The sequence below is a fragment of the Azospirillum terrae genome, assembly GCF_053470425.1.
Genome location: NZ_JBPXMR010000008.1, coordinates 222,418 through 243,145 on the forward strand (window position 1 = coordinate 222,418; position 20,728 = coordinate 243,145).

General features: G+C 67.5%; 18 protein-coding genes and 6 tRNA genes. 12 read left to right on the forward strand and 12 right to left on the reverse strand.

Features of this window, described 5'->3' with window-relative positions:
• Positions 1-44 precede the first annotated feature (44 nt).
• Positions 45-1,259, forward strand: coding sequence for an ABC transporter substrate-binding protein (locus tag ACSVDD_RS20855; RefSeq protein WP_448191316.1), 1,215 nt, complete (start codon positions 45-47; stop codon positions 1,257-1,259).
• A 404-nt stretch (positions 1,260-1,663) separates the two neighbouring features.
• On the opposite strand, the gene ACSVDD_RS20860 is transcribed toward ACSVDD_RS20855, so the two are convergent.
• The 4 genes from ACSVDD_RS20860 to ACSVDD_RS20875 form a co-directional block, all read right to left on the reverse strand.
• Entirely contained in the window at positions 1,664-2,401 is a 738-nt protein-coding gene (locus ACSVDD_RS20860; RefSeq protein WP_448191317.1) for an SDR family oxidoreductase, read from the reverse strand.
• 30 nt (positions 2,402-2,431) lie between these two features.
• Positions 2,432-2,827, reverse strand: coding sequence for a (R)-mandelonitrile lyase (locus tag ACSVDD_RS20865; protein ID WP_448191318.1), 396 nt, complete (start codon positions 2,825-2,827; stop codon positions 2,432-2,434).
• Positions 2,828-2,907: 80 nt separating this feature from the next.
• Positions 2,908-3,957, reverse strand: coding sequence for an NAD(P)-dependent alcohol dehydrogenase (locus tag ACSVDD_RS20870; protein WP_448191319.1), 1,050 nt, complete (start codon positions 3,955-3,957; stop codon positions 2,908-2,910).
• A 42-nt stretch (positions 3,958-3,999) separates the two neighbouring features.
• Positions 4,000-5,199: an MFS transporter gene (locus ACSVDD_RS20875; RefSeq protein WP_448191320.1), complete on the reverse strand. Its 1,200-nt coding sequence runs from the start codon at positions 5,197-5,199 to the stop codon at positions 4,000-4,002.
• 212 nt (positions 5,200-5,411) lie between these two features.
• Between ACSVDD_RS20875 and ACSVDD_RS20880 the strand changes: the two genes are divergently transcribed.
• The 4 genes from ACSVDD_RS20880 (at position 5,412) to ACSVDD_RS20895 (ending at position 9,267) form a co-directional block, all read left to right on the forward strand.
• Positions 5,412-5,765 (forward strand): cyclophilin-like fold protein, encoded by a 354-nt coding sequence (locus tag ACSVDD_RS20880; RefSeq protein WP_448191321.1) that lies wholly within the window; start codon positions 5,412-5,414, stop codon positions 5,763-5,765.
• Between the two features lie 67 nt (positions 5,766-5,832).
• Complete coding sequence (locus ACSVDD_RS20885; RefSeq protein WP_448191322.1) at positions 5,833-6,726, forward strand: LysR family transcriptional regulator; 894 nt, start codon at positions 5,833-5,835, stop codon at positions 6,724-6,726.
• Positions 6,727-6,990: 264 nt separating this feature from the next.
• On the forward strand, positions 6,991-8,388 hold the full coding sequence (locus ACSVDD_RS20890) for a cytochrome P450 (protein WP_448191323.1): 1,398 nt from the start codon (positions 6,991-6,993) through the stop codon (positions 8,386-8,388).
• Positions 8,389-8,409: 21 nt separating this feature from the next.
• Positions 8,410-9,267 (forward strand): MBL fold metallo-hydrolase, encoded by an 858-nt coding sequence (locus ACSVDD_RS20895; protein ID WP_448191324.1) that lies wholly within the window; start codon positions 8,410-8,412, stop codon positions 9,265-9,267.
• 140 nt (positions 9,268-9,407) lie between these two features.
• Here ACSVDD_RS20895 and ACSVDD_RS20900 read toward each other — a convergent pair.
• The 7 genes from ACSVDD_RS20900 to ACSVDD_RS20930 all read right to left on the reverse strand — a co-directional run bounded on the left by ACSVDD_RS20900 (position 9,408) and on the right by ACSVDD_RS20930 (position 11,112).
• Positions 9,408-9,493: transfer RNA gene (locus ACSVDD_RS20900), tRNA-Tyr, on the reverse strand.
• Positions 9,494-9,571: 78 nt separating this feature from the next.
• Positions 9,572-9,645, reverse strand: a tRNA-Gln gene (locus ACSVDD_RS20905).
• A gap of 3 nt (positions 9,646-9,648) precedes the next feature.
• A tRNA-Gly gene (locus tag ACSVDD_RS20910) sits at positions 9,649-9,723 on the reverse strand.
• Between the two features lie 4 nt (positions 9,724-9,727).
• Positions 9,728-9,804 (reverse strand) — tRNA-Asp (locus ACSVDD_RS20915).
• A 60-nt stretch (positions 9,805-9,864) separates the two neighbouring features.
• A tRNA-Ala gene (locus tag ACSVDD_RS20920) sits at positions 9,865-9,940 on the reverse strand.
• Positions 9,941-9,944: 4 nt separating this feature from the next.
• Positions 9,945-10,019: transfer RNA gene (locus tag ACSVDD_RS20925), tRNA-Thr, on the reverse strand.
• Positions 10,020-10,155: 136 nt separating this feature from the next.
• On the reverse strand, positions 10,156-11,112 hold the full coding sequence (locus ACSVDD_RS20930) for a VOC family protein (RefSeq protein WP_448191325.1): 957 nt from the start codon (positions 11,110-11,112) through the stop codon (positions 10,156-10,158).
• A 355-nt stretch (positions 11,113-11,467) separates the two neighbouring features.
• Here ACSVDD_RS20930 and ACSVDD_RS20935 point away from each other — a divergent pair, with 355 nt between their 5' ends.
• Together ACSVDD_RS20935 and ACSVDD_RS20940 are read left to right on the forward strand one after the other, a co-directional pair.
• Positions 11,468-12,751 (forward strand): CynX/NimT family MFS transporter, encoded by a 1,284-nt coding sequence (locus tag ACSVDD_RS20935; RefSeq protein ID WP_448191326.1) that lies wholly within the window; start codon positions 11,468-11,470, stop codon positions 12,749-12,751.
• Positions 12,752-12,867: 116 nt separating this feature from the next.
• Positions 12,868-13,887 (forward strand): alcohol dehydrogenase, encoded by a 1,020-nt coding sequence (locus ACSVDD_RS20940; protein WP_448191327.1) that lies wholly within the window; start codon positions 12,868-12,870, stop codon positions 13,885-13,887.
• A gap of 56 nt (positions 13,888-13,943) precedes the next feature.
• Here the strand turns inward: ACSVDD_RS20940 and ACSVDD_RS20945 are convergent, their stop codons facing one another.
• The gene (locus tag ACSVDD_RS20945; RefSeq protein ID WP_448191328.1) at positions 13,944-14,996 is read right to left on the reverse strand and encodes a medium chain dehydrogenase/reductase family protein; all 1,053 of its coding nucleotides are present in this window, start codon (positions 14,994-14,996) and stop codon (positions 13,944-13,946) included.
• A 456-nt stretch (positions 14,997-15,452) separates the two neighbouring features.
• On the opposite strand from ACSVDD_RS20945, the gene ACSVDD_RS20950 reads away from it, so the two are divergent.
• The 5 genes from ACSVDD_RS20950 (at position 15,453) to ACSVDD_RS20970 (ending at position 20,555) form a co-directional block, all read left to right on the forward strand.
• Positions 15,453-16,514, forward strand: a complete 1,062-nt coding sequence (locus tag ACSVDD_RS20950; protein WP_448191329.1) for an HlyD family secretion protein — start codon at positions 15,453-15,455, stop codon at positions 16,512-16,514.
• Positions 16,511-18,169 (forward strand): MFS transporter, encoded by a 1,659-nt coding sequence (locus ACSVDD_RS20955; protein WP_448191330.1) that lies wholly within the window; start codon positions 16,511-16,513, stop codon positions 18,167-18,169. The genes ACSVDD_RS20950 and ACSVDD_RS20955 overlap by 4 nt, the downstream gene beginning before the upstream one ends.
• A gap of 77 nt (positions 18,170-18,246) precedes the next feature.
• Positions 18,247-19,263 (forward strand): SDR family oxidoreductase, encoded by a 1,017-nt coding sequence (locus tag ACSVDD_RS20960; protein WP_448191331.1) that lies wholly within the window; start codon positions 18,247-18,249, stop codon positions 19,261-19,263.
• A gap of 125 nt (positions 19,264-19,388) precedes the next feature.
• Positions 19,389-19,946 (forward strand): cytochrome b, encoded by a 558-nt coding sequence (locus ACSVDD_RS20965; RefSeq protein ID WP_448191332.1) that lies wholly within the window; start codon positions 19,389-19,391, stop codon positions 19,944-19,946.
• A 63-nt stretch (positions 19,947-20,009) separates the two neighbouring features.
• Positions 20,010-20,555: a hypothetical protein gene (locus ACSVDD_RS20970; RefSeq protein WP_448191333.1), complete on the forward strand. Its 546-nt coding sequence runs from the start codon at positions 20,010-20,012 to the stop codon at positions 20,553-20,555.
• Positions 20,556-20,728 lie beyond the last annotated feature (173 nt).

Here is a 20,728-nt window from a genome sequence, read left to right on the forward strand (position 1 = left end):
TTCGGACGATCTCATGCGCCACAACACCAGCGGGAGGAAACGGAATGCGCAAGGCCCTCTTCACACTGACCATTCTGATGGCGGGAGCAGCCGGGGTTTCAATGGCCGCGGCGGCCGACGTCAAGCCGCTCCGCATCGGTATCCTCAACGACATGTCGAGTGTCTATTCAGACTACCAGGGACGTGGTTCGGTCCTCGCCGCGCAGATGGCCGTTGAGGACTACGGGGCAAAGGTCGCCGGGCGCCCGATCGAGATCGTTCCGGCCGACCACCAGAACAAGGCCGACATCGGCGTCTCCATCGTCCGCAAGTGGTTCGACCAGGAAGGGGTGGACGTCGTGCTCGACGTGCCGAACTCGGCGGTGGCGCTGGCGGTCAACGAGATCGCGCGTGAGCAGAACAAGGTGTTCATCGGATCGGGCGCCGGCACCGCCGACCTCACCGGGCCGAAGTGCACGCCCAACACCGTGCACTGGACCTACGACACCTGGGCGCTCGCCAACGGCGTGGGCAAGGCGGTGGTGCAGCGCGGCGGCAAGCGCTGGTATTTCGTCACCAGCGACTACGCCTTCGGCCACGACCTGGAGCGCAACGCCCGCGCGGCGGTCACGACCGGCGGCGGCGAGGTGATCGGAGCGGTGCGTCACCCGCTTGGTTCCAACGACTTCTCCTCCTTCCTGCTCCAGGCGCAGTCGTCCGGGGCCGACGTGGTGGCGTTCGCGAATGCCGGCGGCGACCTCACCAACGCGCTGAAGGGGGCGGCCGAGTTCGGGCTGAGCAAGCAGCAGAAACTGGTCGGGCTGATCTTCGTTCTGAACAACGTGAAGGCGCTCGGCCTTGACGCCTCCCAGGGGCTGATGGCGGTCAGTTCCTTCTATTGGGACCGCACCGATGAGACGCGCGCGTTTGCCAAGCGGTTCTCCGAGCGCCACCCGCAGCGCAACATGCCCAACGACATGCAGGCGGGCGTCTACTCGGCGGTCCTGCATTACCTGAAAGCGGTGGATGCGCTGAAGGCCAACGGCGACGGCCGCGCCGTCGTCAAGCAGATGAAGGCAATGCCGACCGACGACCCGATCTTCGGCAAGGGCAGCATCCGCGCCGACGGGCGCAAGGTGCACCCGATGTACCTGCTCCAGGTCAAGTCTCCCGGCCAGTCGAAGGGCGACTGGGACTACTTCGACGTCATCGGCACCATCCCCGCCGAGGAGGCGTTCCGGCCGGTCAAGGACGGCAACTGTCCGATGATGGCTAACTGATACCAGCCTCAGGACGTTCTGATACGGCCGGCGCATGGATGCTTCCATGATCGGCCGGCCGGATCACCCTCCCGCACTTGCCGCCAGCGCTTTGCCACAGGCAAAGGGCGAGAGATGCGCAGCTCCACCTCAACTCTGGCGCGGGGAAGGAGGGGCGCATCCATCCGCTAAAGCGGATTGCGATCCGCTTTGGACCGCGACGGCGGTCCCGGCCGCATGTGCGGCCGAAGCCCGGCCTCTCGGCCAATCCGGAGGATTGGCCTGACGGCGGCAGGCGGATGCCAAAGGCATCCGCTGAGAGCCGGCGCATGAGGCCATATGAATCTAAAGCGGATGAAAATCCGCTTTAGGACAGCTCATGACCCGAAGCTGCCCTGAGCAAGAGCTCGAGGAGATCCCTGCGTTCAGAATTCCTGGCTGGTAGGCCGGAACAGGATCTCGTTGATGTCCACGTCCTCCGGCTGGCTCATGGCGAAGATCACCGCCCGTGCGAAGGAATCCGCGGGAATGGCGCGCTCGTAGGCCTTGCGCATGCTCTCCGCGACGTCGGGTTCGGTGATGCTGTCGGGCAGTTCGGTCGCGACCATGCCCGGCGAGATGATCGTGGTGCGGATGTCGTACGGCTTGACCTCCTGCCGGAGGCCTTCGGAGATGACGCGGACGGCGTGCTTCGTAGCGGCGTAGACGGCCCCGCCCGCCCGCACCTTGTGGCCGGCGACCGAGGAGACGTTGATGATGTGCCCGCCCTTCTGGGCCTTCATGTGCGGCAACGCCGCGGCGATGCCGTAGAGCACACCCTTGATGTTCACGTCGATCATGCGGTCCCAGTCTTCGATCTTCCCCCGCTCCAGGAGCGATTGCGGCATCAGGCCGGCGTTGTTGATGATCACGTCGATGCGGCCGTGGGTCTGGACGGCATGATCCACCAGGCGCTTGACCTGCTCGTGCCTCGTCACGTCGGTCTGGACGACCGCTTCATCTCCCAGAGACAGCGCGCGGGCGAGCGCCTGAAGCCTGTCCAGTCGCCGCGCTCCCAGCACCAGCTTGGCGCCGTGCTGGGCGAGATGGCGGGCAGCGGCTTCTCCGAGCCCGCTGCTGGCGCCGGTGATGACGACCACCTTGCTTTCGATGCCCTGCGTCATGGCTTGTCCTTTCCTGGTTCCGGCGGCCCGCTACGCGCCATACTGTTGGTCCGTCACCTTCTCCATCCAGTCGACGGCCTTGCCGTCGAGCTGCTCCTGGATGGCGATGTGCGTCATGAAATTGGTCGGCGAGGCGCCATGCCAGTGCTTCTCGCCGGGCGGGAACCAGACCACGTCGCCGGGGCGGATCTCCTCGATGGGACCGCCCTCGCGCTGCACCCGGCCGACGCCGGCCGTGACGATCAGCGTCTGCCCCAGCGGATGGGTGTGCCACGCAGTGCGGGCGCCGGGCTCGAACGTGACGCTGGCGGCCGTCGCGCGGGCGGGGGCGTTCGCCTGGAAGAGCGGGTCGATGCGAACCGTGCCGGTGAACCAGTCGGCCGGTCCCTTGGCGGACGGCTGCGAGCCAATGCGTGTGATGTCCATGGCTTAGATCCTCTGGTCATTGCCCCGTCCGGGGCTGCTGTCGAGCAATAAGGCCCGGCCTCTCGTTCCGGCCGTCGCGATCAGGCGCCCAGGGAAGCGGTGTCGATCACGAACCGGTACTTCACGTCGCCCTTGAGCATGCGCTCGTAGGCGCCATTGATCGCGCCGGCGCGGATCAACTCGATGTCGGAGACGATGCCGTGCTCCGCGCAGAAATCGAGCATCTCCTGTGTTTCCGGAATCCCGCCGATCATCGAGCCGGCGAGCGAGCGGCGCTTGGTGATCAGGTTGAAGACGTTGGGCGAGGGGTGCGGCGTCGCCGGCGCGCCCACCAGCGTCATCGTCCCGTCGCGCTTCAACAGCACGAGGAACGCATCGAGGTCGTGCGGGGCGGCCACGGTGTTCAGAATGAAGTCGAAGCTTTTCGCATGGGCCGCCATCTCGTCTGGATTGCGCGACACCACCACCTCGTCGGCGCCGAGCGCGTGAGCGTCCTCGCGCTTGGATTCCGAGGTGGTGAAGGCGACCACATGCGCGCCCATGGCGTGGGCGAGCTTGATGCCCATATGGCCCAGGCCGCCGATGCCGACCACGCCCACCTTCTTGCCCGGACCGGCCTTCCTGTGCCGCAGCGGCGAATAGGTGGTGATACCCGCGCACAGCAGCGGCGCGACCGCGGCCAGTTGCTCCTCCGGATGCCGGATCCGCAGCACGTAGCGCTCGTGCACCACGATCCGTTGCGAATAGCCGCCAAGCGTGTGGCCCGGAGGATCGTCGGTCGGGGAATTGTAGGTGCCGACCATGCCGTCGCAGTAGTTCTCCAGCCCGTCCTCGCAGTCCGGGCAGTGCCGGCAGCTGTCGACGATGCAGCCGATGCCGACAAGGTCGCCCGCTCGGAAGCCCGAGACATGCGCGCCGACCGCCGACACGCGTCCCACGATCTCGTGGCCGGGAACGCACGGCCACTGCGTGCCCGCCCATTCCGCGCGCGCCTGATGCAGGTCCGAGTGGCAGATCCCGCAGTAGGCGATCTCGATCTGAACGTCGTGCGGACCGGGAGCCCGCCGCGTGATCTCCAAAAGTTCGAGGGGTTTGTCGGCACCGTAGGTGCCATAGGCCCTGATGGTCATGAAGCGCTCCTTGGTTCTCATGTCACGTTTGAGGTGTTCCCGTCAGGCCGGCTGAAGCCGGTCCGTGCGCGATGCGGCGAAGGCCAGGAGAGCGGCCATCACGAGCAGGACGGTGCTGACGCCGAAGGTGACCTGATAACCGCTCAGGTCGAACAGCGTCCCCCCGACGGTCGCGCCCAGCGTGATCGCGAACTGGATGGTCGCGACCATCAGGCCGCCGCCAGCCTCCGCGTCCGCCGGCAGGGTCCGCGACAGCCACGTCCCCCAGCCGACCGGCGCGGGCGTGCCGATCAGGCCCCAGGCGCCCAGCAGCAGCGCCGTCCCGGCGATCCATCCGCCAGAGGCCACCAGCGCCACGGCGATGCCGGCCATCAGCAGCGGGATCACGATGAGGACGCCATAGACACTCCGGTTCAGCAGCGGTCCGATCAGCATCGTGCCAGCGAGGCCGGTCACCCCGACCACCAGCAGAAGAAGCGACAGCGTGGAGACATCGACCCCGGTCACCGTTTCGAGGAACGGCCGCAGGTAGGTGAACAGCGCGAACTGCCCCATGAACAGGAACAGGATCGCCGCCATCCCGAACGCCACCTTCGGCCGGCCGAGAAGCCGGAACACGGTCCCGCTGCCGGAGCGGCGCTCACCGCGCATCGCCGGCAGGCTCGTCAGCTGCCAGCACAGGGCGAGCGCCGCGAGCGGCACCACGCAGAAGAACGCGCCGCGCCATCCGATGACGGCGCCGAGGAAGCTGCCCAGCGGAGCCGCGATGGTGGCCGCGAGCGCGTTGCCGCCGTTGAGGATGGCAAGAGCCCGCGGCACCGAGGCCTCCGGCACCAGCCGCATCACGGTCGCCGTCGACATCGACCAGAAGCCGCCGATGGTGACGCCGAGCAGCGCCCGGCCGATCATCAGCGTCGCGTAATCCGGTGCGACGGCGACGATGACCCCCGACAGGGCCATCAGGCTGGTCAGGGCCAACAACACCACCTTACGGTCGAGCCGCCCGGTCACCGAAGTGATGGACAGGCTGGTCAACACGGCGAAGACGCCGGATACGGAGATGGCCTGTCCGGCCTGCCCCTCCGTCAGGGTCAGGTCCGTGGCGATCGGCGTCAGCAGGCTGACCGGCATGAACTCGGACGCGATCAGCACGAAGACGCAGAGCGACATCGCGAAGACGGCGCCCCACGCGGCCGGCCGGGGCTCGGCCGTGCCGTTCCTGGAAGAGACGTGAACCTGCATGCGACTGCCTGAGTGTGTGGAGAATGGCCTTCAGCCGGGCAACGGACCTTGCCCGTCAGGGCCGGGGCGATCCGGTGGGGCATAGATAATCGAGGCGCTCGCCGGCCATTAGCGGCTCAAAACCGCATGCGGTTATGAGCGGGATTCATCAATTTGGGCGACGCCTGCCGTCGATTGCCACCGGCCTCATATTCCTCACGACAGGACATGCCATGGCACAGGACCGCATCCTGATCTCCTTCGATTGGGGAAACGTCACGGCCGAACTGGCCGACAACGCCGCCGCGCGTGCGCTGGCGCGGATGTTGCCGGTCACGATCGAGATGCGGGATCACTTGCGCCAGGAAAAGACCGGCACCCTGTCGGCCGCTCTGCCGGAGGTCGCGCGGCAGCGCGACTTTTTGGTCGGGACGCTCGGCCTGTGGGGACCCGATCACTTTGTGATCTACTATCGCGACGGTCGCGTCCCTCAACCGGGGATCGTCATCCTCGGCACGGTGACCGGCGATGTGTCGATTTTCGACCGCCCCGGTCCAATTTCCGTCCAGGTGCAGTACACGCGGTAAACAGCCGCGCAACCACCGTATCCCGTTGTGCGTATAATGAAGACCTCACCATGAGGGGGCTTCATGAATGGCGCGCGAGAACGTCAACGACCTGCTCGCCTTCCTGGCGGTCGCCCGGGAGCGCAGCTTCACGAGGGCCGCGGCCAAGGTCGGGGTCTCGCAGTCGGCGTTGAGCCACACCATCCGCCAACTCGAGGCCCGGCTCGGCATCCGGCTGCTCACCCGCACGACGCGCGCCGTATCCCCGACGGAGGCTGGCCAACGCCTGCTCGACAGCATCGGTCCGCACTTCGACGAGATCGAGACCCAGGTGGAGGCGCTCAGCGAGTTGCGTGACAAGCCGGCGGGCACCGTCCGCATCGTGGCGGCCGATTATGCGATCAAGCATGTCCTGTGGCCGAAGCTGCGGACATTCCTGCCGCAGTATCCCGACATCAAGGTCGAGCTGGTGCTCGACAACGGGCTGACCGACATCGTCACCGAGCGCTACGATGCCGGCGTGCGCATGGGCGAGCACCTCGCCAAGGACATGATCTCCGCCCGGATCGGTCCGGACTTCTGCCTGGCGGTCGTCGGGGCGAAATCCTACTTCGCCGAGCACCCGGAGCCGACCCACCCGAAGGACCTCGTCGGCCACACCTGCATCAATTTCCGCCTTCCGACCTCCGGCGGGCTCTACGCGTGGGAGTTCGAGGAGAACGGGCGCGAGCTCAAGATCCGCGTCGAAGGGCAACTGGTCTTCAACAACATCTTCAACGCGCTCGACGCGACATTGGATGGGTTCGGCCTCGCCTACATCCCGGAAGAAATCATCGTGCCGTACGTCGTCGACGGCCGGCTGGTGCGCGTGCTCCAGGAATGGTCGCCCTATTGGGATGGCTACCATCTCTACTACCCGAGCCGCCGCCAATCCTCGCCGGCTTTCGTCGCCCTGGTCGATGCGCTGCGCCATCGCGCGTGACTCCGGTGCGCTCGTTATCGACATGCACCTCACCGGGTCCTACGACGACCAGCCGATCGACGAGGGTGGGTGGACTCCGGTGCCTCCTGTCTGCTTGTGGCGCAAATCGGACAGTCTCAGCTTCCGGGAAGGGGCGACCGCCGCCAGTTGGAGTGTGATGAAGAGGACGGCGGCTTTCGGCCCAGGCATCCTCGCTCCACTGTTGCCAAGTCAAGGAGCAACACATCTTCCTCTGATACGGCCGCGCCGAGGACGCTGGCAGCCATGTCGACCCTGACGAGCCCCCGCCCGTTGATCGTGCCGCCGGTTCCCGAGCCGCCGCGCGAGGAACTTCCGGTGCGCACCCTGCTTGCGGCGTTCCGGACCAACGCCCTGGCGGCGTGGCCCAGACGGGCCTACGAGGACGCAATCCTGGAGCGCCGTATGCTCGGGCGGGCGAGCTACCTCCTGAACGACGCCTCGGCCATCCGGCGCGTTCTTGTGGACAACGACGCCAACTACGCCCGCACACCAGCCAGCATCCGCATCCTGCGCCCGATCGTGGGCGATGGCGTGCTGCTTGCCCGCGGCGAGGTGTGGCGGCGCCAGCGGCGCACACTGGCGCCGGCCTTCACGCCGCGCACCCTGCCGATGCTGGCCCGTCACGTCGCCGTTGCCACCGGTGCGGCGCTCAACCGGTTGGGCGGCATGGCCGCCGCGGGCGCGGGGATCGACCTTCTAGGCTTCACACAAGCGCTCGCCCTGGACATCGCCGGGCGCTCGATGTTCTCGCTGGAGACGGAACGCTTCGGCCCCGCCTTGCGAGGCATGATGGTCCGCTACAACCGTCGCCTCGCCCGCCCGCACCCGAGCGATTTCCTCTTTCCGCTCTGGCTGCCGAACATCTGGGACCTGCTGCGCCGGCGCTTCCGGCTGGAATGGATGGCGCTGATCGACGGCATCATCGCCGAACGGCGGCGGGCAAGCCGTGCCGAGCGGCCGCGTGACCTTTTCGACCTGATGGAGCAGGCCAGAGACCCGGAGACCGGGGCCGGCTTCACACCAACGCAACTGCACGATCAGGTCGCCACGCTGATCATGGCGGGGCACGAGACGACGGCGCTCACCCTGTTCTGGGCCTGCTGGCTGCTGACCCAGGCGCCCGAGGCACAGGAGCGCGTGGCGGCGGAGGCGCAGGCGCTCGATGCGGCGCCCGAAGACGCTCCCGAGACGGCCTACAACGCGCTTGAGCGTCTTCCCTTCACCCGGGCGGTCGTGGACGAGACGCTGCGCCTGTATCCACCGGCTTATATGATCGTGCGGCTGTCGCTGGGTGAGGACGATCTCGGCGCCGTGCGCGTGCCGGCGGGAGCACTCCTCGCGATCGCGCCTTGGACATTGCATCGGCACCGACGGCTGTGGTCCGAGCCAGCCGCCTTCGAGCCCGCGCGCTTTCTGCCGGGCGCACCGCCACCGGACCGCTTCGCTTTCCTGCCGTTTGGTGCGGGCCCTCGGGTGTGCGTCGGTGCCCAGTTCGCCCTGACCGAGGCGGTGCTGGTGCTGGCCTCCCTGTTCCGCCGCTTCCGTGTGGCGCTGCCGCCGGAGGCCCGGCCGGTGCTGCCCGTCGCGATCGTGACCACGCAGCCGGATCACGCGCCGTCGTTTCGCGTGACCCTGCGCTGACCGCTGTAGAAGGAGCCTCGCATGGCCGAGCGACACGCCCTCAACGCTCCCGGCAACTGGTACGTCGACACCCGCTGCATCGACTGCTCGGCGGCGTGCACGCTGGCGCCCGGCTTGATTGTCGGGCGGAGCGGCCAGGCGGTCTTCGCCCGGCAGCCCGCCACGCCGGAAGAACGGATGCAGGCGTGGCGGGCGAGGCTCGCCTGTCCGACCGCCTCGGTCCGGACCGAGAGCCCCGAGGAGGTTCCCGAGGCTGCCTTTCCGGAGCACATGTGCGACGGCGTCCATCGCCTCGGCTACAACGCGCGGTCCTCCTATGGGGCCCACTCCTTTCTGATCCGCCGGGCGGCAGGCAACCTGATGGTGGACGCGCCGCGCTGGACGCGCGCCGTCGTCGGCCCCCTCGAGGCATGGGGAGGGATCTCGGACATTCTGCTGACGCACCGGGATGACATCGGGGATGCTGAACGCTACGCCCGCCACTTCGATGCGCACGTCTGGATCCACGAGGCCGACCGCGATGCCGCCCCGTTCGCCGACCGCATCATCGCCGGGACCGTGCCAGTCCGGGTTCATGTCGATCTGCTGGCGATTCCGGTGCCCGGGCACACTGAGGGAAGCGTCGCCTACCTGTACGACGGTCGATGCCTGTTCACCGGCGATACCCTGGCCTGGAGCTTCGAGCGCGACGACCTCACTGCATGGCGGGAGGTGTGCTGGTGGTCGTGGCCGGAGCAACTGCGCTCGCTGCGACAGCTGTGCGATCACCGCTTCGAATGGGTGTTCGCCGGCCATGGCGGCAGTCAGCATTTGCCCGCCGATGAGATGGCAGCCCGGCTTGCGGCTCTTCTCCAACGCCTGGAACCGACAGTCCGTTGAGCGCGCGGTGAGGCAGGGATCAGCTGATGCGCTGCAACGGAAGGGGACGCCGGCACCGTGCACGTGATGACGGCGCCATTGCGGGGTGAGGATGAGACGCCGGATACGGCGGAATAGCGGCGCATGCCGCACGATCCTGTTGGTGGAAGGGGTAGGATTCGAACCTACGTACGCTAACGCGGGCAGATTTACAGTCTGCTGCCTTTAACCACTCGGCCACCCTTCCGGCCAGGGCGGCGAGAAGTAGCGGCTCAGCCGAGCTGCTGTCAAGCTGCCGGTTTGCAAAATGGGAGACGGGCAAAGGTGGTTGGGGGACTAGGATTCGAACCTAGGCTGGCGGAGTCAGAGTCCGCTGTCCTACCGCTAGACGATCCCCCAAACTGGAGCGGGCGAAGGGATTCGAACCCTCGACCCCAACCTTGGCAAGGTTGTGCTCTACCCCTGAGCTACGCCCGCACCATGGCGCGAGTGACGGGACTTGAACCCGCGGCCTCCGGCGTGACAGGCCGGCGCTCTAACCAACTGAGCTACACCCGCGCAAGGGAGCGGCCTTATACGGAAGCTGGGCCGAAGACGCAAGTGCGGATCACCGGAAAATGGTGGAGCCGAGGGGGATCGAACCCCTGACCTTCGCAATGCCATTGCGACGCTCTCCCAGCTGAGCTACGGCCCCAAAATGGTGCTGCCAGAGAGGATTGAACTCTCGACCTCTCCCTTACCAAGGGAGTGCTCTACCACTGAGCTACGGCAGCAGCCTGTGAGGGCGCGGTTGGTAGCAAATGGTGCTCTGCGTGTCAAAGGCCACGCCTCGGCCCGGAGCGGCGATCGGTGTTGCGCGCCGATCCACAGCCTGAGGGCGGCATGCGGTGTGCCGCGCGGTTGCGGCCATCAACTGTCGAGGGCTTCCGAGTTCGCCAAGAAGTAATCCGGCACCGGTGGCCCCCACAGGTAAAGGGCTTGTTCCGGCGGCAGGTCCTGCGCCTGCCAAGCCATACCCGCCGGGACGTAGTCGATGTCGCAGAAATATTCGATGAAGCTGCCCCAGGGGTCCTGAACGTAATGGAAGAGGTTCGACCCTGCCACATGGCGGCCCAGGCCCCATCCGCGTTCATACCCTTTGGCGGCCATCTGCATCGCTCCGAGGCCGATCCGGTCCGGACTGCCGACGTCGAAGCTGGCGTGGTGGAACGCCCGGTGGTGCGACTTGGCAAAAGCCAGGACGTGATGGTCGCTGCCGTGCGGCGTGTGCATGAACGCAACGAGGTCGCCGGAGCGGTCGGACAGTCGCAGGCCCAAGGCCCGTTCGTAGAACGTGATCGAACGCGCCACATCCGTTGCGAAGAGCAGCACGTGACCGAGGCGCGTCGGCGCCACGCACCGCGCGATGCCCTGCGCGGCGCGCGTTCCGCCAGGCTGGGGGGCCATGAGCATCGGCGATTTCTCGGTTGGCGTCGTGCGCGGCGCCACGGCGACTTCAATCAGGTTGCCGTCCGGATCGCGGAACCACAGACCGTCGTGGAAGCGCGACATCATCGGCCGTTCCGTGCCGACACCCAGCTCCCGCAGCCGGGCGGCGAAGCCGTCGAGGTCCTCTGGGAAGATCCCGAAGGAGAGGTGGTGCAGGGTCTTGCGCGGCCCCGTGCACAGCCGGCCGACGGTCAGTCCGTTCGCCGTGCCGAGAAGGAGGGTGTCTCCCTCCGCCGTGGCCGACAGGCCAGCCGTGCGATAGAACGACTCCGCGGCCGCCAGATCGGGAACGCTGAGCGAGAAGTGGTTGAGGGAGTGAACCGCCAGCAGCCGGCTGGACGCCGCCGCAAGGCGGTCCTCCAACGTCATTTCGGCCATGATGCTTCTCCTGCTCGCACCGTGTTCCGGATGGGCGGCGCGGCACATCGCCGGCGGCACACACCATCGCGGGCCTTCGAGGATGGAAGCGCGCTTGGCACCCGTGCAACGGCGCATTCGGGGGTGACGCGCCTCAGGGCAGAAATTCGCCCGGATCGGCTTTGCGTCCGTCATGTGGGCAAACGATTTCAGGGGAAGCGTGAACCTCCGCAGTCGGTTTGTCTGGGGGATTTCGATTTCGATGAGGTAGGCTGGCCACATAAATGAATTTAAAAGTCCTGCCCCAAGCCACGCTGGGCTGCGATCCGGCGTGGCCCCGTCGTTTTTTGACCCACGCCATCCATGCCGAGGGATGATGCACGGTTCCCATCCAATCCAGCGCGACCGCCAACCGCACGAACCGACGCTGGCAGACGAGTTGCTGATCGATGCCGAGGACGATCCGGGCTCTGCGCCGCCGCCCCGTCATTCGTTCCTCGGCGGGCTGGCGCTGGTCCTCGTGGCGCTCAACCTGCGTCCAGCCCTGTCCAGCGTGGCCCCGGTCCTGGCGGAGCTGGTGCGCGACACCGGCATCTCCGCGACGATGGCGAGCGCGCTCACCACGCTGCCTGTGCTGTGCCTGGGCATTTTCGGGCTGCTGGCGCCAGGCTTGGCGCGGCGGTTCGGCAGCGAGCGGGTGATCCTTCTCACCTTGGTCGTGCTGGCCGGCGGGATCGGCCTGCGGGCCGTGCCGGTCTTCTCCGCGCATGTGCTGGCCGCGATCATGGCCGGAGCGGGGATCGGCGTGATCGGTTCGCTGCTGCCCGGCATTGTGAAGCGTGATTTCCCGAACAATCCCGCGCTGATGACCGGAGTCTACACCATGGGCCTGTGCGCCGGGGCGGCGACCGGGGCCGGGGCGACGCTGCCGCTGGCCCACGCTTTCGGCAATTCCTGGGCGCTGGCGCTCGGCTTCTGGGGCGTGCCGGCACTGATCGCGGCGGTCGCCTGGGCGGCGCTGGCCCCGACCGCACCGCGGCACGGTCCAAGGCCCGGCGCGCAATCCGCGCGCCGGCTGTGGACCGACCGGCTCGCCTGGCAGGTCACCCTGTTCATGGGGTTGCAGTCGTCGCTGGCCTACATCGTCTTTGCATGGCTGGCCGTCATTCTGCGTGACCGCGGGGTGGCGCCGGTTCTGGCTGGGCTGGTGGTGTCCTGCTCCATCCTGGTGCAAGTCGCAGCCTCGCTCGCCGCGCCCATCCTGGCGACGCGTTCGCGCCAGCAGAGCGTTGCCGTGGTGGTCGTCCTCGCCTGCGGGCTCGCCGGCATGTTGGGCTGCATGTTCGCGCCGCTGAACACCATGTGGGGATGGGCCGTGCTGCTCGGCATCGGCCAGGGCGGGTGCTTCGCCATCGCGCTGACGATCATCGTGCTTCGGTCCGGCGATCCCCATATCGCCGCTCAGCTGTCGGGCATGGCGCAGAGCGTCGGCTACGCGTTGGCCGCCACCGGGCCGCTGGCGGTCGGACTTCTGCACGATTGGAGTGGCACATGGGGTACCGCCGGTGTCTTGTTCGCGGCAATCACCGCATGTGCGGCCGTGTTCGGCGTCCGTGCCGGGCGTGACCGATACGTCCTGTCCGATGATGGGAGCGGGTGACAGGCGCTGGCGCGCGACAACAGTGGGGGGGAAACGGTTGATGGACAGAGCACCCCGCGGCGGTTGGGCCACACTGCCATTCGGGGGCCGAGATCCAGACAATCAAAGGCTCGAACATGGCGAAGATGCGCGCGGTGCAGGTTTCCAAACCGAACGGACCGCTCGAACTGGTCGAGCGCGATATTCCCGAACCCGCCCCCGGTCAGGTCCGCATCAAGGTCCAGGCCTGCGGCATTTGCCACAGCGATGCCTTCACGGTCGAAGGGACTTTCCCTCACATCCAGTACCCACGAGTGCCCGGACATGAGGTCGTCGGGATCATCGATGCGATGGGGGCGGGTGTCCAAAACTGGACGGCGGGGCAGCGCGTCGGAGTCGGCTGGCATGGCGGCCATTGCGGCCGTTGCGATCGCTGCCGGCGGGGCGACTTCATCAATTGCCGCTTCGCCCAGACCCCCGGCGTCAACTATGACGGCGGCTACGCTGAATGCATGGTGGCGCCGTCCGAGGCGTTGGCGCTGGTGCCTGACGAGTTATCGTCGGAGGACGCGGCCCCACTGCTTTGCGCCGGTATCACCACCTACAACGCGTTACGAAACAGCGGTGCTCGTCCCGGTGATCTGGTCGGCGTTCTGGGCATTGGCGGGCTGGGGCATTTGGGCGTGCAATTCGCCGTGAAGATGGGATTTCACACGATCGCTATTGCGCGCGGCACGGACAAGGAGCCGCTCGCCCGACAACTCGGCGCCCATCGCTACATCGACAGCCAGGCGCAGAATGTGGTGGACGAGTTGACCAAGCTGGGCGGTGCTCGCGTGATCCTCGCGACCGCCACCAGTTCCAAGGCCATGACCGCCGTGGTCGACGGGTTGGGCGTGGATGGCAAACTTCTGATCGTCGGTGCGACCGCCGATCCGATCGAGGTCACACCGTTGCAGCTCATCTCAGCGCGGCGCTCGATCCACGGCTGGCCCTCCGGAACGGCAATGGACTCACAGGACACCATGTCCTTCAGCGCGCTGACCGGCATCCGCCCGATGATCGAGACGATACCACTCGACCGGGCAGCGGAAGCCTATGCGCGCATGATGAGTGGGAAGGCGCGCTTCCGCATGGTATTGACGACCGGTTCCTAAGCATCACTGTGCGCCGTGCAGCGACAGGGGACACAGTTTCCCTGCTGCATCAGCCGTTACGCACGAACGTGAGACGGCACACGATCGTGTTGGGACGGGAGATCCGGGCATAGGACGAGCTTGCCGTCGAGACCGCCCGCCTCGAGACGGCGGTGTGCCTCGGCGACCTCATCCAAGGAAATCCGCTCGGCGACGCGCGGCTGGATGGCGTGTGTTACCAATAGGTCGAAGAGCCGCTCCAGGTCCTCCCGGAACCAAGCGGGACGTCGCGCCCGCATCACATTGATCGAATAGACGCGGGTGCGCTTGCCGCCGGGCAACCACCCCCAGAGATACAGGCGCGCCATCCACATCAACATGGTGAGCATGCGATGGTGCGCCTGCACGCCCGCCGAGTAGCCGTAGGCGCAGAGCAGGCCGCCGCGCTTAAGCGCCGCGAACGAGCGGCGATAACCGTCCTCGCCGATGCCGTCGAAGACGACGTCAAACCCGCCCGGCAGGACGCGCGTGAAGTCTTCGCGTTGGTAGTCGATCGGCGTGGCGCCCAGTTCGCGGATCAACGCCGCATGCTCGCCGCGCGCGGTGCCCCACAGCTCGAGGCCGGCCAGCCTGCCGAGGGCGAGCTGCGCCAGACCGACACCGCCGGCAGCTCCATGCACAAGTACGCGCTGGCCCCGCTGCACCCGAGCCACACGGCGTAGAAGCTGGTACGCGGTCGTCCAGCTCAAGATCAGCGTGGCCGCCTCCGCCGCGTCGAGGCCCGCCGGCACGCGGGTCAGGCGGTCAGCCCGCAGCGTGCGAAAGGCGGCGTTCGACCCGAGCACCGTCAGATCGGCCACGCGGTCGCCAAGCTGAAAGCCGCTCACGCCATCGCCGAGCTGATCGATTTCCCCGACGACGTCATAGCCCAGCACGAACGGCGGCCGACGGCGCACCCACGGGTAGAGGTGGCGCCGGATCACCACGTCGGTGTATTCCACGCCCGAAGCGAGCACGCGGACCCGCACCTCGCCCCGGCTGGCCGTCGGCAGGGGAGCGTCGACCACCTCCAACTCGTCAGGACCGCCGAAGCGCCTGATTTGAACAACCCTGTTGTGGGGCTCACTCATGGCGGCTTCCTTGCACCCCCTGCCCCGCGCACGGCCAGCAAAGGCCGTAATCCCAGCGCCGGTTCCGCTGTGAAGAGGTCGTCCATGGAAGCGGTTCCGGTTGACCCGGCGGCGTGTCAGGCGGGAGCCGCGCTGTTATCCATAATCTAGCCCCAGGCCGATCCAGCGCCAGAAGCTCCACCGAAAGCTCCACCGCTACACCATCGAACGTGGACGACGCAGTCAGCGCGCGGTGGCGTGCGAAGCGTGGTGCAGCGGACGGGCTTAACGCACACCCCGAGCGGAACGGAGCCGGCGAACAATTTCGTGAAGGTTGGCTGAGGGGCAGCAGTTGCTGCTTCGGCTGTTGCAGAAGGGGACGGCCGTGGATCAGGATTTCGGTCCAGGACCACCGCCGGTCAGCGGGAGCAATCACACGGAAAAGCGTTAGCACCAGAACGATCCGAACGAGGGCCGGTGAGCCGGCATCATGCGCGCGGCATCCCGATGACCCATGCCCATCACCACAGCGAGGTCCAGCGGTCCAGCCGGCCCCCGGCTGCACCCCCGCCCACAACACCGGCGCACGCCGGGCAGGTGGTGACCTGGAATCCCTGGATCGTGCGCGGGGCCGTCCTCGGCTTGGCGCTCCTCCTAGTACTGGCCTTCTCGACCCGCTGGGACCGGTGGGTTGGTTCGGCCGGGAGGCAATGGACGAACGACGCCTACCTTCAGGCCGACGTCACGCCGATCGCCGCGCAGGTTTCGGGCACCGTGTCGGCCGTACTGGTCGGGGATTTCCAGCGCGTGCGGGCCGGCGACACGCTGGCCGAGATCGCTGACGCCGACTACCGGGCTCGGGTGGCGCAGGCGGAGGGCGCCGTCGCTGCGGCCAAGGCCGCCATCGCCGTGCTGGACAGCCAGAAGCGCACGCAGCAAACGCAGCTCAATCAGGTGCAGGCCAACCTCAAGGGACTGGACGCGGCCTACGCCCAGATCGAGCAACAGAAGGCTCAGATCGAAGGGCTGGAGGCGCAGCGCCGGCAGGCCGAGGCGACGCTGACGCAGCAGGAGGCGGCGCTCACGCTGGCGCGCATCAACCTTGGTTACACCCGGATCACCGCACCGGCCGACGGCGTGCTCGGGCAGCGGCAGGTCCGCGCCGGGCAGTACGTCGCTCCCGGAACCCAAGTGGTCACGCTGGTGCCGTTGCCGAATGTGTGGGTCATGGCGAACTACAAGGAAACGCAACTCACCCACATGCGGCCTGGTCAGCCTGCGGTGGTGCGGGTCGACGCCTTCCCTGGTACGGAGTTGCGCGGCCAGGTGGCCGCCTATGCCCCCGCCAGCGGCAGTCAGTTCGCCTTGCTGCCGCCCGAGAACGCCACCGGCAATTTCACCAAGATCGTCCAACGCATCCCAGTGAAGATCGTCCTCGACCAGCCGAGCCCGCTGGCCGACCGGCTGCGCCCCGGCATGTCGGTCGAGGTAACCGTGGACACGTCGGCGCTCGAACCGGGCGCCGAGGCAGCGCGATGAGCGGCGCCGGGGGCAACACCACCGCCGGCCACCAAGTCCCCCGGCCGGTCTTCCACCGCTGGCTGCAACGGGCCATCACACATCACCCCTACGTCGGGATTCTCGGTGTGCTGCTGGGCGCGGTGATCGCCACGCTGACCACGCGCATCACCAGCCTCGGCCTCGCCGACATCCGCGGAGCCATCCACGCCGGCTACGACGAGGCCGCCTGGATCACCACCACCTACACGATGGCGCAAATGCTCGTGGCGCCGCTCTGCCCCTTCCTTGGCGCGGTGTTCGGTCCGCGGCGCATCCTGCTGCCAGCAGCGGCGGTGTACGGGGTGGCGATGGTCCTGCTGCCGTTGACCGGCAGCCTCACCGGCGTGCTGATCTTCCAGGCCATCGCCGGGCTGGCGTCGGGGACCTTCGTCCCGCTCACCATCGGCTTCATCCTCCGCAATCTGCCGGCCCGCTTCATCGTCTACGGCATCGCCGTCTATGCGATGAACATCGAACTGTCGCTGAACGTCGCCGCCTCGCTGGAGGGCTGGCTCTCTGAGCGCTGGGGCTGGCAATGGATCTTCTGGGACACCGCGGTGCTGGCACCACTGATGTTCGTCTGCGTCCACCTCGGCATCCCGAAGGAACCGGTGAAACGCGACCTGCTCAGCGGCGCCGACTGGTGGGGGATGGCCTACGCCAGCCTGGGCTTCGGGTTGCTCTATGCCGCCCTCGACCAAGGCAATCGTCTGGACTGGCTGACCTCCGGCGTGGTCAACGGGCTGCTGCTCGGCGGCGCGGTGCTGGTCGGCGCCTTCCTGGTGCAGGAACTTTCCTCCACGAAGCCGTGGTTCGACTTTTCCGCGATCTTGCGCGGCAACATTCCGTTGCTCTGCCTGCTACTCGTGATGATGCGGCTGGCGATGCTGTCCACCGCCTATCTGATCCCGCAATACTTGATCGCCGTGCACAATTTCCGGCCGCTGGAGGTTGGCGACGCGCTGCTGTGGATCGCCATGCCGCAGGTCCTGCTGGCCCCGCTGATCGGCACGCTGTTGCGCCACGTCGACCCGCGCCTCACCCTCGGGGCGGGCTTCGCCGCGGTCGGGCTGGCCTGCTGGATGGCATCGCACCTCACCGCCGATTGGATCGGCGAGACCTTCCTGCCCTCGCAGATCCTCCAGGCCTTCGGACAATCCTTTGCCATGACCTCGCTGATCTTCTTCAACGTCCGTAACTTGAATCCGGCCCACATCCTGACGCTCGGCGCCCTGCTGCAGACGTCGCGCCTGCTCGGCGGCGAGCTTGGCGCCGCTTTCGTGCAGACCTTCGTGCGGGTGCGCGAGCAGTTCCACTCCTTCACGCTGGGCCTGCACGTGCCGGCGGGGGATCCGGCGGTGACGCGGCGCCTCGCCGGCACCGCCGCGCGCCTGCTCGGCCAGTCGATCGGTGGGCCGGAAGCGGCGGAGCGGGCGGCGTCGCTGCTGGCCCGCACGGTGCGCGGCCAAGCCTACCTGCTCGCCACCATCGACGGCTTCGTGGTGATCGGCTGGCTGATGGTCGTTGGGCTGCTGCTGATCGCGCTGCTGCGTCCCGCGCCGGTGCCGGCCGCCGCTGCCGTTTCCTCGCCACCGCCCGACCACGCTGTGGCCGCGACGCGAAGCAGCGGCTGACAGCGTCGATGCCCGCCGTCTTGGGGACCTGAGCGCGTCTCGGCTGTTCTCACCGCATGATGTGATCGGAGCGGCCAATGAGCACGGACCAGCAGAACGCATGCTCCCGCCGGCAGGTGGTTGGCGGTATCGGCGCCAGCGTGGCGGTGGCTGCCGCCGGTCCGGCCATGGCGCAACGCGATCAACAGCGCACCACCAGCCCCCAAAGCGAGCCGACCATGAATGATCCACGTTCGAAGTACCCGAAGCCTCCCTTCCGCGCGCAGCCGCAGCCTTGGCCCGGCTTGGCGCGTGACATGGACCCGAAGCCGGACCACGGTGAAACCAGCTACCGCGGATCGGGCCGCCTTGCCGGCCGCAAGGCCCTGATCACGGGTGCCGACTCCGGCATCGGCCGGGCGGCGGCCATCGCCTACGCGCGCGAGGGCGCGGACGTGGCGATCAATTATTTCCCTTCCGAGGAACCGGACGCCTGCGAGGTGATCCAACTGATCCGGGAGGCCGGCCGCACCGGCCTCGCCATCCCCGGCGACCTGCGTGACGAGGCGTTCTGCCGCAACCTCGTGGCCGACGCCGTGCAGGGGTTGGGCGGGCTCGACATCGTGGTCTGCAACGCCGGCCGGCAGCAGTCGAAGCCCTCGATCCTCGACATCACGACAGAGGAGTTCGACGCGACGATGAAGACCAACATCTACGCCCCGTTCTGGATCATCAAGGCCGCCCTGCCGCACCTGAGGCCGGGCTCCTGCATCATCGGCACGACCTCCGAACAGGCGTACGACCCCTCGCCGGACCTGTACGACTATGCCCAGACCAAGGCCGCGACGATGAATTACGTCAAGTCGCTGGCGAAGCAGCTCGGCCCCAAGGGGATCCGGGTCAACGGCGTGGCGCCGGGCCCGGTCTGGACCCCGCTGCAGATCAGCGGCGGCGCGCAGGAGCAGAAGTACAAGAACTTCGGCAGCGCCACCGTTCTCGGCCGGCCGGGGCAACCGGCCGAACTCGCCTCCATCTACGTCCAGCTCGCCGCCGAGGATGCGAGCTTCACCACGGGAAACATCTACGGCTCAGGCGGAGGCCAGGGGCAGCCGTGAACCGCGTCCGTGCGCCGGAGGCGTATGGCGCGCATGCCATACCGCGAAAGGCAGGGGGGCCATCGCCGGGGGGTGACATGCTGGCGCCGCGGCCCACGTCAGAGACCATCGAAACGGAGGGACGCATGCCGCTTCACAGACCGGATACCGGTTCCGAGTTCATCGGCTACACGCCGGTGGCGGTGATCCTGCACTGGACGATGGTGTTTCTGCTCGTCGCCCAGTACGCCATCGCCTGGACCATGCCCGCGATCCACCGCGGCACGCAGCCGGAAACCCTGATCAACCTGCACCTCGCGGTCGGCACGCTGATCCTGCTCCTCCTCGTCTGCCGGCTTGCGTGGCGACTGAGCCACCCCGTGCCGCCGCCGGCGGGCTTACCGGGATGGCAGAACCTGGTGTCGTCCCTGATCCACTGGCTGCTCTATCTGCTTCTGGTGGCGGTGCCGGTGCTCGGTTGGATGAACGCTTCCGCCCGGGGCTGGAGGGTGACGCTGTTCTGGGTCGCTCCTCTTCCTCCGCTTGTGGCGGAGGGATCGCCGCTGGGACGGTCCTCGGGCGACGTTCACGTGGTGCTCAGCTACGTTCTGCTGGGCGTCGCCGCGGTGCACGTCCTGGCGGCTCTCTACCACCGCTTCGTCTTGCGCGACGCAGTGCTGCGGCGAATGCTGCCGGGTGTCTGAATCCGCTCGGCCCGAACAGCTTGGAGGGATGATGGGGGCGGCAGCGAATCCGGTGACGATCCGATGACACCAGCTCCGACGACGGCCGGCGGAACACCCGAGCCTACGGGGCGCCGGGCGTTGCGACGCGCCCTGTCGCCGCTGGTGAGCACCGCCGCAATCCTCTATTTCCTCGTGGACGCGGTGCTCCTCGCGGCGATCCGGCCCCTGCTCACGTGGCTCGGCCGGCAGCCGCTGGTCATCCGCATGGAGCGCTGGGTCGGCTCGCTCGGCCCCTATCCGACGCTTGCGCTGCTGCTCGTGCCGCTGGTGATGCTGGAACCGGCGAAGCCGCTGGGCTTGTACGTCGTCGCGACCGGGCACCCTCTGAACGGCGTCCTGCTCATCGCTGGTGCTGAGTTGATCAAGCTCGTCACCGTCGAGCGGCTGTTCCGGGCGAGCCGCAGCAAGCTCCTGACGATTCCCTGGTTCGCGTGGGGATACGAGGTGGCGATCCGCTGGCTGGCCTGGATCCACGCGTTGCCGGCGTGGCAGGCTGTTGTGGGCATCTATGCCCGCGTCAGCGACGCCACGCGTCGGCTGCTCCGTCATGCCCGCGGCCTGTCCTAGTACTACAGCGGGGATTATCCGAAGGTAACGTTGAGCGGCGTCGGCCGTCATTCGTGGATCAGCAGGGAGGATCCACGAATGACGGCCGTCAGCGAAGCAGCCGGATGGGCAAGCGCCCTGGAGGACTTGGTCGAGCACCTGGCTCGCCGCTTTCGTCGCGTGGAGATGCGGCA

Bases quoted from the DNA above. Each gene is read 5' to 3' on its own strand.
- ACSVDD_RS20880 (WP_448191321.1), top strand. From the start codon at position 5,412: ATGGCACAGGACCGCATCCTGATCTCCTTCGATTGGGGAAACGTCACG.
- ACSVDD_RS20970 (WP_448191333.1), top strand. From the start codon at position 20,010: ATGACACCAGCTCCGACGACGGCCGGCGGAACACCCGAGCCTACGGGG.
- ACSVDD_RS20860 (WP_448191317.1), bottom strand. From the start codon at position 2,401: ATGACGCAGGGCATCGAAAGCAAGGTGGTCGTCATCACCGGCGCCAGC.
- ACSVDD_RS20865 (WP_448191318.1), bottom strand. From the start codon at position 2,827: ATGGACATCACACGCATTGGCTCGCAGCCGTCCGCCAAGGGACCGGCC.
- ACSVDD_RS20890 (WP_448191323.1), top strand. From the start codon at position 6,991: ATGTCGACCCTGACGAGCCCCCGCCCGTTGATCGTGCCGCCGGTTCCC.
- ACSVDD_RS20875 (WP_448191320.1), bottom strand. From the start codon at position 5,199: ATGCAGGTTCACGTCTCTTCCAGGAACGGCACGGCCGAGCCCCGGCCG.
- ACSVDD_RS20885 (WP_448191322.1), top strand. From the start codon at position 5,833: ATGGCGCGCGAGAACGTCAACGACCTGCTCGCCTTCCTGGCGGTCGCC.
- ACSVDD_RS20895 (WP_448191324.1), top strand. From the start codon at position 8,410: ATGGCCGAGCGACACGCCCTCAACGCTCCCGGCAACTGGTACGTCGAC.
- ACSVDD_RS20960 (WP_448191331.1), top strand. From the start codon at position 18,247: ATGAGCACGGACCAGCAGAACGCATGCTCCCGCCGGCAGGTGGTTGGC.
- ACSVDD_RS20930 (WP_448191325.1), bottom strand. From the start codon at position 11,112: ATGGCCGAAATGACGTTGGAGGACCGCCTTGCGGCGGCGTCCAGCCGG.
- ACSVDD_RS20870 (WP_448191319.1), bottom strand. From the start codon at position 3,957: ATGACCATCAGGGCCTATGGCACCTACGGTGCCGACAAACCCCTCGAA.
- ACSVDD_RS20955 (WP_448191330.1), top strand. From the start codon at position 16,511: ATGAGCGGCGCCGGGGGCAACACCACCGCCGGCCACCAAGTCCCCCGG.
- ACSVDD_RS20935 (WP_448191326.1), top strand. From the start codon at position 11,468: ATGCACGGTTCCCATCCAATCCAGCGCGACCGCCAACCGCACGAACCG.
- ACSVDD_RS20855 (WP_448191316.1), top strand. From the start codon at position 45: ATGCGCAAGGCCCTCTTCACACTGACCATTCTGATGGCGGGAGCAGCC.
- ACSVDD_RS20965 (WP_448191332.1), top strand. From the start codon at position 19,389: ATGCCGCTTCACAGACCGGATACCGGTTCCGAGTTCATCGGCTACACG.
- ACSVDD_RS20945 (WP_448191328.1), bottom strand. From the start codon at position 14,996: ATGAGTGAGCCCCACAACAGGGTTGTTCAAATCAGGCGCTTCGGCGGT.
- ACSVDD_RS20940 (WP_448191327.1), top strand. From the start codon at position 12,868: ATGGCGAAGATGCGCGCGGTGCAGGTTTCCAAACCGAACGGACCGCTC.